Source organism: Streptomyces sp. NPDC037389 (assembly GCF_040636475.1).
Taxonomy (GTDB): Bacteria; Actinomycetota; Actinomycetes; order Streptomycetales; family Streptomycetaceae; genus Streptomyces; species Streptomyces hesseae.
Genome location: NZ_JBEZUS010000029.1, coordinates 18,691 through 27,737 on the forward strand (window position 1 = coordinate 18,691; position 9,047 = coordinate 27,737).

Genomic DNA, 9,047 nt, shown 5'->3' on the forward strand with positions numbered 1-9,047 from the left:
CTCAGCCGAGGGGGCGGTGGGCGCGATCGGCGAGGTGGGCGGGGGCGGCTATGCCCTCGGCCAGGGCGGGGTCGGCCTCAAGGGCGCCCCAGGTCTGACGGAGGGGCAGGACGCCCGCCCAGACGCCCAGTTCGGCGTCGGGGCCGTCGCCGTCGTCGGGCGGGCCGGTGCGGACCTTCACCGAGGCCTCGTCCAACGACAGCGCGAGCAGGGCGGTCGCGGCGAGTTCCTTGCGGCTGGGCCGGCGGGCGTAGTCCCACTGACCGGGGGTGACGTGCTCGGTGAGGCAGCGCAGCCCGGCGAGCTTCTCCTCCGGGTCGGTCACGACCCTCGGCACGCCGTAGACCATGGCGCTGCGGTAGTTGACGCCGTGCTCGAAGACGGAACGGGCCAGGACCAGTCCGTCGACGTGAGTGACCGTCAGGCAGACGGCGGCCTCGGGCGAGGCGACGAGGCTGCGGCTGGCGACGGAGCCGTGGAAGTAGAGCGTCGTGCCGTCCGTGCCGTAGACGGTGGGTACGACCATGGGCACGCCGTCGACCACCACGCCCAGGTGGCACAGGAATCCGGCCCCGAGAACGGCGTCGAGTTCGGCCCGGCTCGTGCTGCCCTGCTCCCGCAGGCGTCGGTGACGGGTGCGTTCCGTCACGGCGAGGGTGTCGGGCAGTGCGGTGGCCTGATCTGGATCATGTTCGAACACGATGCGTCAGCCTGCCCGCCCTGCGGGCTTTTGGCAAGAGATCTCTTCGCCCAGAGGCCGCGGTTGTGACGAATACACCGTGAGCCACTCAAATACCAAAGGATTACTTGCCTTTCGCCTCGACGTGGGCAAAGGTGTTCGAGCGGTCCGTCCTGTGACGAGCCTCCGCCTCCGGCCCTCCCTGGAACCCGCCCTCCCCGGCACCCTCTGGCACGAAAGAGTGGGAATGACGACAGATATGCCCTCCGCGGCGGAGCCTCTCGACCTCCTGGGCGTGGGCATCGGCCCGTTCAACCTCTCACTCGCCGCGATGGCCGACGGTGTGCCCGGTCTGCGGTCGGCCTTCCTGGAGCGGACTCAGGAATTCCGCTGGCATCCGGGACTGATGATCGACGGTACGACGCTCCAAGTCCCGTTCCTGGCCGACCTGGTCAGCCTGGTCGACCCGACGAGCCCCTGGTCCTTCCTCGGCTACCTCAAGGCGATCGGGCGGCTCTTCCCGTTCTACTTCTCCGAGCAGTTGCACATCCACCGCGCCGAGTACGACGCGTACTGCCGCTGGGTGAGCGAGCAGCTGACCCAATGCCGCTTCGGCCACCAGGTCGACGCGATCACGTGGGACGAGCGGTACCAGGTGTTCACCGTCGACTACACCTACGAGAACGGTGACGAGGTCCTGGCCGGCCGGGGCCACGCCCGCAACCTGGTGCTCGGCATCGGCACGGAACCCGCCATTCCGCAGGTGCTGCGGCCGTTGACGGACGACCCGGCCGTCATGGCCGTCCACTCCGCCGACTATCTGTCACGTCGCGCGGAGCTGCTCACTCAGCGGCACGTCACCGTGATCGGATCCGGCCAGTCCGGCGCCGAGGTCTTCCTGGACCTGCTGCGCGCCCGGCCCGAGGGCGCCGAGGGCCTCCAGTGGATCAGCCGCTCCCCCTCCTTCGCGCCCATGGAGTACTCGAAGCTGGGCCTGGAGCAGTTCACCCCGGACTACACCCGCTTCTTCCGCCGGCTGCCCGAGGAGACCCGCGACCGGCTGGTGCCGGCACAGTGGCAGCTGTACAAGGGCATCAGCGGCGACACCATCGGCGACATCCACGACGAGCTCTACCGGCGCACCCTGACCGGCGGCTGGCCCGACGCGGTCCTGCGCCCGGCCACCGCCGTCCGCGGCGGACGGGCGCGCGGGGGGCGTATCGAGCTGGAGCTGGAGCACATCCAGGAGGGTGGGCACGAGACGCTGACGACCGACGCGGTCGTCCTCGCCACCGGCTACACCGAGCGCCCCAGCGACGGTCTGCTGCACGGTCTCGCCCCCTTCCTCGTCCGCGACTCGGCCGGCCGGCCGGTGGTCGACGCCGACTACCGGCTGGCCCTCGACGGACCGGTCACCGGCTCCGTCTTCGTCCAGAACGCGGAACGGCACACCCACGGCGTCGGCGCCCCCGACCTGGGGCTCGCCGCCTGGCGCTCGGCCGTCATCCTCAACGCGATGACGGGCCGCGAGGTCCACCCGCTGCCCTCGCGCACCGCGTTCACCACCTTCGGGATCCCGCGCGCCGGACGGTCCGCCGACGGCGCCGGCGACACGGCCGGCTCGGCCGCCCGACGCTGATCCCCGCCCCCACCGTTCCCCTTCCCTACCCTCCGGAGCAGCCATGCTGATCAGGAAGACGGGCGAAGACCAGCTGGTCGACGCCTACGGCATCCGTTTCCAGCAGATCTACCCGCACGGCGGTGAGGAGCTCGCTCCCTGGGGCGTGGGCCGCGCCGTCGTCGAGCCGGAGGGAAGCACCGATCCCCACGACCACGAGGACCACGAGATGTTCGTGTTCCTCTCCGGCCACGGCGTACTGACCGTCGACGGCGAGGAGTGCGAGGTCGGCCCCGAGGTCACCGCGCTGCTCCCGGCCGGCAGCCGGCACCACGTGCGCAACACCAGCGACACCGAGCGGCTGGTCTTCCTCTCCGTCTACTGGCCCACGGACCACGGGCCCATCGACCTCTGAGCCACCGCGCCGCGTACCACCTATCGCCGAGACTTCCGATCCGGAGCCCCGTCATGCCCTCGTTCACCCTGGTCACCGCCGCACCGCCCACCCCCAACGGCGATCTCCACCTCGGCCATCTGTCGGGCCCCTACTCGGGCGCCGACATCCGGATCCGCGCCCACCGCCTGCTCGGCGCCGAGGGCCTGTTCGTGACCGGCTCCGACCTCCACCAGAGCTATGTCCCCACCAAGGCCCGGCGGGACGGCACCGACCCCCTGGAGATGGCGGAAGGCTTCGCCGACGAGATCGCCCGGATCTTCGGCTCCGCCCGCTTCACCCCCGACGCCTACGTCCGGCCCTGGCGCTCGGAGCTCCACGGGGCCATCGTCGGCGAGTTCTTCGCCCGGCTGCACGCCCAGGGGGCGCTGCGCGTCCGTACCGAGCAGGCCCTGTTCTGCGGCGACTGCGAGCGGTACCTCTTCGAGGCGCACCTCACCGGCAAGTGCCCGCACTGCGGCAGCGCCAGCGACGGCAACTCCTGCGAGAACTGCGCGCTGCCCAACCGGGTCACCGACGTCGTCGCCCCCGTCTGCAACGCCTGCGGCGGCACGCCCGAGGAGCGCCCCGTCGAGCGGCTGGTCTTCCCGCTGAGCGAGTACGCCGACCGGCTGCGCGCCTTCCACGCGGCCACCGCCATGAGCCCGCAGCTCGAGGCCCTGTGCGCGGACATGATCGAGCGGGGCCTGCCCGACATCCCCGTCAGCCACCCCACCGACTGGGGCCTGCCGATGCCCGTCCCCGGCTTCGAGGACCAGCGGGTCTACGTCTGGGCCGAGATGATGCCCGGCTACTTCGCCGAGCTGGCCGAGGCGCTCCGCGCATCGGGCCGGGACGCGGACGAGTGGCGTTCGGTATGGAACGACCCGCAGACCGAGATCGTCCAGTTCTTCGGCTTCGACAACGGCTACTTCCACGCCCTGCTCCAGCCCGCCCTGCTGATGGCCTACGACGCCGGCTTCCAGCTGCCCAGGGCCCTGGTGACCAACGAGTTCTACCAGCTGGGCTCGTCCAAGTTCTCCACCAGCCGCCGCCACGCCGTCTGGGCCAACGACCTGCTGGCCGCCGTGCCCGCCGACACCGCCCGCTTCGTCCTCTCCCACGACCGCCCCGAGAGCGAGCGGACCTCGTTCGGCTGGGAGCGCTTCCACGAGCTGGCCGACGGCGAGCTGGCCGGACGCTGGCAGTCCTGGCTGACCGACCTGTTCACCCGGATCGAGACGCGGGCCGGGGGCGCGATACCGGCGGGCGAGCCCCTGCCGTCCCAGGAGCGGTTCCTGCGGCTGCTGGAGCGCATCGCCGAGGACTGCCTGAGCGCCTACTCCGCCGCGGACTTCTCCCCCCGCCGCGCCACCCGGCTGCTGCGCGAACTGGTCCTCTGCGCCCAGGACTTCGCGGCCTCCCAGAGCCGCACCCGGGGCTCGGGACGGGACTCCGGCCGGGCCGCCGCCGCGCTCGCCGCCGAGGCCGCCGCCGCTCGGACGCTCGCCCAGCTCGCCCACCCGGTCATGCCGGACTTCGCGGGCCGGCTGTGGACCGCCCTCGGCGAGACCGGCGAGCCGCGCTGGGACGGCGTACGGACGCCCGCCGCCGGACTGCGCGTCGACACCGCCGCCCGCTTCTTCACGCCGCTGCCCGCCGACCTCGAAGCGCGGGTCATGGCGTCGTGAGCCGTACGGCCCTGGTGGTCGGGGCGGGGGTCTTCGGCCTGGCCACCGCCCGCGCGCTCGCCTTCCGCGGCTGGTCGGTGCGCGTCCTCGACCCCAACGAACCCGGGACGGCGGGCGCTTCGAGCGCGGAGACCCGCATCCTGCGCCTCGCCCATGGCACGGACGACTGGTACACGGGCCTCGCCCACCGGGCGACCGCGCTGTGGCGGGAGCTGGAACGGGAGTCCGGCCGACGGCTCCTGCTGCCCACCGGCGTCCTCGCTCTGGGCCCCCGCGACGGCGACGACTGGGAGCGGGCGAGCGCGGCGCTGCTGCGCCGCCTCGGCGCACCGGTCGAGACCCTGACCGCCGACGCCGTCACCCGCCGCTTCCCGGGCTTCGACGGCGGCGGGACCGGTACGGCCCTGTTCGAGCCGGAGGCCGGGGTGCTCCTGGCGCGAGCGGCGGTGCGCGCGCTCGCCGGGTCCGCCCGGGAACGGGGAGCGGAGCTGCTGCGCGGGGCCGGCGGGCCCCCCCGGGGCCCGGCCGGGGGGGTGGGCGCGCCCCCGGGCCCCCGCCGCTCGGGGGGGGGCGCGCGCTGGCGGGGACCGCGCGGTATCGGGGAGGGCTGCTGCTGGGCGGGCCCGCCGCCCCCGCGGGCGGCACGGCCGTCGTGGACGGCGAGCCGCTGCGCGCCGACCTGACGGTCTGGGCAGTCGGGCCGGCACTGCCCGCGCTCTTCCCCGGGCTGACCTCTGTCCGCCCGTACCGCCAGGACAGCTGGTACGTGCGGCCGCTGGGCCCCTGGGCGGGGGCCGAGGCGCAGCCGGCCTGGCTGGACCGGGCGCACGGCTGCTACGGGATCCCCGCGATCGGGGAGCTCGGCGTCAAGGTCGTACCGGACGTGGAGACCGATCCGGACGCCTCCGCCGGCATGAGCCCCGAGGAGATCCCGCGGGCCCTGCGGGACTACCTCCGCGCCCGGCTCCCCCACCTCGCCGGCTCGCCGGTCCTGCGCCGCGAGGTCTGCTCGTACGCGCTGGCGCCGGACGAGCACTTCCTGCTCGCCCGGCATCCCGGCCGCCGGGACGTCTGGCTGGTGGGCGGCGACTCCGGGCACGGCTTCAAGCACGGGCCCGCGTGGGGCGAGTACGTGGCCGACGTCGTCGAGGGCGGGCGCACGGCCCTGCCGCGGTTCGCGCTGCGCTGACCGCGGCCACCGTCGTGGCTGTGGCTGTGGCCGTGCGCGTCCGTGCGACGGCATGGCGTGAGCAAGTCGGGGGATTTCAGGGTTTCTTCCGATACTCCTGGGGTGTTCGGGACCAAAGTCCCTATGCAGGGCCGGTAAAAGCGGAATCCAATGATCAACAAGCAGCTCGCCCCTCCGCCACCGACCCCAAGAAGGTACGGAATTCAATGAGTTATGTCTCCCGACGTCGCGTTCTCGCGCTCGCTCCCGCTGTCGGAGTCGCCGCCGCCGTCCCCCTGTCCGTAGCGACCGCGAGCACCGCCGGCGCCGCTCCCCGTCCGCAGGCGAGCGCCAAGGGCAAGGGCGCCGTCCGCTCGCTCCAGGAGATAACGGACGAGTGGGGGAAGTGGATGGCCAGGGAGAGATTCCCCAAGTCCAACGGCTGCCGCTTCACCGCGTCCACCGAGTACGGCAAGCAGAGCGCCCTCGGCGACTACCACAAGCACCAGGTCTCCGCGAAGTACAGCGGCATCGTCTACGACCCCAACGCCCCCTCCCCCGTGCCGGGTCAGGTCACCTCCGTCTCCACCAACTACCGCAACGGCACGGACGTCGAGCAGCTGGTCACGTACAAGCAGAGCAAGACCACCGAGCAGGACCTGCGGATCTCGGTCACCGAGTCGCTGAAGATCGGCGTCACCATGGAGGTCTCGGCGGAGATCCCCGCCGTCGCCAAGGTCAGCGAGACCACGTCGATCGAGGCCAGCCTCTCCTCCACACAGGAGTACACCCACAAGGAGACGCAGAACTGGAGCGTCGACCTCCCGCTGAAGATCCCCGCGAAGTCGGTCGTCGAGGCCTCGCTCGTGGTCGGCACCCAGAAGTACGACATCGACTGGACCGCCACCGTCAACCTCAGCGGGAACGTGGCCATCTGGTTCAACGAGAAGGTCGACCTCAACCACGACGGCGACAACCACTGGCTGTGGTTCGTGCCGATCGAGGAGGTCCTCCGTGACTGCCGGGCCAACGGCATCGTCGACGTGACCGGCTACGAGATCACGGCGGACGGTGTGAGCGCCTTCGCGAGTGGCAAGTTCAGCGGCGGCCAGGGCGTGTCGCTCAACATCAACGCCGTACAGAAGCCGCTCGACGGCCGGCAGAAGCGCAGCGTCGAGACGCGGACGATCCCGGTCGCCCTCGACCGGAACGGCAGGAAGGCAAGCGTCCCGGGCCGCTGAGCCTGAACGGTCTGAATCCCTCCCTCCTCTTCATCTGGCCGATCTTGGTCTGCCCGCACGACCGGGGTCCGGGAGAACATGCGAGAGCACGGTGACCCACGGGGTTTCCGTGCTCTTCGCGTGCACACGACGTCCCAGGTGAAGAGGAGCAGGAAGAATGAACACCCGAATACGCTTACTCGTGGCGGTCTGCGGGGCGACACTGACGGGCTCGCTGCTCGCCGGCCCCGCGACCGCGGCTCCGGCGGAGGACGGCCGGGGCCGCGTCCCCGCGGCCGTCATGGGAGCGGGCGGCGGGACGAAGGCCGCCGACCTCCAGGCCAAGCTGTGCACGGGCTCGTTCGACGCGAAGAACCCTCAGCTCGGCCCCGCCGCCAATACCCTCCCCGGACCCTCGCAGAAGCCCGTCGGGCCGCTGCTCAAGGGCTACGACAGAACCGGGCACCTCAAGCCCGAAGCGTTCCTGAGCGCCTACTGGACCGGCAAACCCACGTGGAAGTACCCGCCGGACGACGGCTTCGCCAAGCACGGCGGCAAGCTCGACAAGAACAAGACCCAGCTGAAGAACGGCCAGAAACTCGACCGCTTCGGCCACGAGGGCGGCTCCTTCCTCGCCCCGGCCGGCGCCCCGTACTCCCAGCGCGCCCTGCCGCCGGACAGCCTCCAGACCATCGACGACAAGTACCCCTGTAACTACCACGTCTACACCGTCGCCAAGCCCTTCACCGTCTGGCAGGGCGGCATCGCGGCGTGGTTCGAGCAGCCCGGCGGCGGTCAGCAGATCCAGCTCGACCCGGCCCTGGTGCCCGGCGCCCCCACCCCGAAGCTCAACGTGAAGTGGCTGGTCGACAACGGCTACCTCAAGCGCGCCGACACCGGCGCCACCACGAGCGCCACGACGGGATGACCGAACCGCTGGACCGGCGGCGGGTGTGCGCGGCGCTGCGCGCGGCGGGGGTGAACGACCGCCTCTACTCCGTCGAGGGCGTCCACGAGCCCGCGGCGCCGCTCCCCGACTTCCACTTCCTGCGCCTGCGCTCCGGGATGTGGGAGACCGGTCTCTTCGAACGCGGGGAGTACGCCGTGACGGCGCGCTTCCCCGCCTCGGAGGAAACGGCCGCGTGCCGCGAACTCCTGCGGCAACTGCTCCCCGGCGGGTGAGCCGGGCCACCACCGGAAACAAGCACTTCTGCGAGAGAGCTCCCGAGGAAGACCATGTCTTACGACGACAGCACGCCGAACACACCGCTCACCGGAGACCCCGTCGACGCGGCACGCCGCTACTACGACACCAGTGACGTCGACGCCTTCTACGCCAGGATCTGGGGCGGCGAGGACATCCACACCGGGATCTACGCCCATGAGGAGGAGCCGGTCGCCGCCGCCTCGCGCCGGACGGTCGAGCGCGCGGCGGACAAGATCGCGGAACGCCTCGCCCGGCTCGGCCCGGAGTGCCGGATCCTGGACCTGGGCTCCGGCTACGGCGGCCCCACCCGCTACCTGGCCGAACGCTTCGGCTGCCGCGTCGTCGCCCTCAACATCAGCGAGAGCCAGAACGAGCACCACCGCCGCGTCAATGCCGAGCGCGGACTGGACGGCCTCATCGAGGTCGTCACGGGGTCGTTCCAGGACATCCCCTTCGGGGGCGGGCACTTCGACGTGGTGTGGTCCCAGGAGGCCTTCTGCCACAGCGGCGATCGCCAGGGGCTGCTCCGCGAGGCGGTCCGTGTGCTGGCGCCCCGGGGCGACCTGGTCTTCACCGATCTGATGGCGGCCGAGGACACCCCTCCGGAGACCCTGCACCGGACGATCGCACGGCTTGAGGTGGACGCCCTGGCCACCCCTTCGTTCTACCGCCGGCAGCTCACCGCCCTCGGACTGGCGCGCGTCGACTTCGACGACCGGAGCGAGCAGCTGCTCACCCACTACACCCGGCTCACCGACGAGACCCGGAGCCGGGCCACGGAGCTCGGCGACGTCATCAGCGCCGGCTATCTGGCGGGCCTCATGGAGAACCTGCCCCTGTGGGTGGACGCCTGCCGCGACGGCCTGCTGCGGTGGGGCATTTTCCACGCACGCCACGCGCATGCGGAGTGACATGCGGTGACGGGGAGGGGGTCGCGATGTGAGGCGTCCCATGAGAGGTGGGTCACTTACGAAGGGGGGTAGTGGGGTGGCACCCTGCCGGTGGGGGCATTTCGGGCATTTTGGTTGTGG

General features: G+C 71.7%; 10 protein-coding genes. 9 read left to right on the forward strand and 1 reads right to left on the reverse strand.

Annotated features, from left to right (window positions below; translation table 11 throughout):
* Position 1: 1 nt before the first annotated feature.
* Positions 2-700 (reverse strand): pyridoxamine 5'-phosphate oxidase family protein, encoded by a 699-nt coding sequence (locus tag AB0E98_RS33140; RefSeq protein WP_361710114.1) that lies wholly within the window; start codon positions 698-700, stop codon positions 2-4.
* A gap of 226 nt (positions 701-926) precedes the next feature.
* Between AB0E98_RS33140 and AB0E98_RS33145 the strand changes: the two genes are divergently transcribed.
* The 9 genes from AB0E98_RS33145 to AB0E98_RS33185 all read left to right on the forward strand — a co-directional run bounded on the left by AB0E98_RS33145 (position 927) and on the right by AB0E98_RS33185 (position 8,927).
* Positions 927-2,318 (forward strand): SidA/IucD/PvdA family monooxygenase, encoded by a 1,392-nt coding sequence (locus tag AB0E98_RS33145; protein ID WP_361710117.1) that lies wholly within the window; start codon positions 927-929, stop codon positions 2,316-2,318.
* Positions 2,319-2,361: 43 nt separating this feature from the next.
* Complete coding sequence (locus tag AB0E98_RS33150) at positions 2,362-2,712, forward strand: cupin domain-containing protein (protein ID WP_361710120.1); 351 nt, start codon at positions 2,362-2,364, stop codon at positions 2,710-2,712.
* Between the two features lie 53 nt (positions 2,713-2,765).
* Positions 2,766-4,421, forward strand: a complete 1,656-nt coding sequence (locus tag AB0E98_RS33155; RefSeq protein WP_361710123.1) for a class I tRNA ligase family protein — start codon at positions 2,766-2,768, stop codon at positions 4,419-4,421.
* The gene (locus AB0E98_RS33160; protein ID WP_361710125.1) at positions 4,418-5,104 is read left to right on the forward strand and encodes an FAD-dependent oxidoreductase; all 687 of its coding nucleotides are present in this window, start codon (positions 4,418-4,420) and stop codon (positions 5,102-5,104) included. Before AB0E98_RS33155 ends, AB0E98_RS33160 begins: the two co-directional genes overlap by 4 nt.
* Positions 5,035-5,610, forward strand: coding sequence for an FAD-dependent oxidoreductase (locus tag AB0E98_RS33165; protein WP_361710139.1), 576 nt, complete (start codon positions 5,035-5,037; stop codon positions 5,608-5,610). Before AB0E98_RS33160 ends, AB0E98_RS33165 begins: the two co-directional genes overlap by 70 nt.
* A gap of 206 nt (positions 5,611-5,816) precedes the next feature.
* Positions 5,817-6,830: an ETX/MTX2 family pore-forming toxin gene (locus tag AB0E98_RS33170; protein ID WP_361710128.1), complete on the forward strand. Its 1,014-nt coding sequence runs from the start codon at positions 5,817-5,819 to the stop codon at positions 6,828-6,830.
* A gap of 157 nt (positions 6,831-6,987) precedes the next feature.
* Positions 6,988-7,737: a TNT domain-containing protein gene (locus tag AB0E98_RS33175; RefSeq protein WP_361710130.1), complete on the forward strand. Its 750-nt coding sequence runs from the start codon at positions 6,988-6,990 to the stop codon at positions 7,735-7,737.
* The gene (locus tag AB0E98_RS33180) at positions 7,734-7,991 is read left to right on the forward strand and encodes a hypothetical protein (protein WP_361710133.1); all 258 of its coding nucleotides are present in this window, start codon (positions 7,734-7,736) and stop codon (positions 7,989-7,991) included. Before AB0E98_RS33175 ends, AB0E98_RS33180 begins: the two co-directional genes overlap by 4 nt.
* A 54-nt stretch (positions 7,992-8,045) precedes the next feature.
* A complete protein-coding gene (locus tag AB0E98_RS33185; RefSeq protein WP_361710136.1) occupies positions 8,046-8,927 on the forward strand; it encodes a methyltransferase domain-containing protein in 882 nt (293 codons plus the stop codon).
* The last annotated feature ends 120 nt before the right edge of the window (positions 8,928-9,047 follow it).